The 401-nt window shown below is 58.1% G+C and carries 1 pseudogene; it reads right to left on the bottom strand.

Features of this window, described 5'->3' with window-relative positions:
• Positions 1-401 (bottom strand): annotated as a pseudogene (locus KQH60_RS14645) (hopanoid biosynthesis associated radical SAM protein HpnJ); the annotation flags it as partial.

Here is a 401-nt window from a genome sequence, read left to right as displayed (position 1 = left end):
CGCAGGAAGCGGAAGAACTCGACCCCTTCGCGCAGCCGGCGCTTCATCATTTCCCAGCTCGTCAGCATCTCCCGCACGATCTCCCAGATCTTTGACGGCCGGAAATAGAACCGCTTATAGAACTCCTCGAGGCCGTGATAGATGTCCTCGCGCGACAAGTGCGGGTAGCCGATCGCCGCCAACTGCACGCCCTCGTGGCTGACCAGGTTGATGACCTTGTTTTCCTCTAGCCAACCGTTCTCAACGGCCTGCTTATACAGCGTCGTCCCAGGATACGGCGCGGCCAGCGACACCTGGATCGTATGCGGATTGATTTCCTTCGCATACGCAATGGTTTTTTGAATCGTCTCGCGCGTTTCCCCGGGCAGGCCAAGGATGAACGTGCCGTGAATCTTGATGCC

It is taken from the genome of Mycetohabitans sp. B8 (assembly GCF_021991875.1).
Classification (GTDB): domain Bacteria; phylum Pseudomonadota; class Gammaproteobacteria; order Burkholderiales; family Burkholderiaceae; genus Mycetohabitans.
This window is presented reverse-complemented; position numbering and strand designations above follow the sequence as displayed.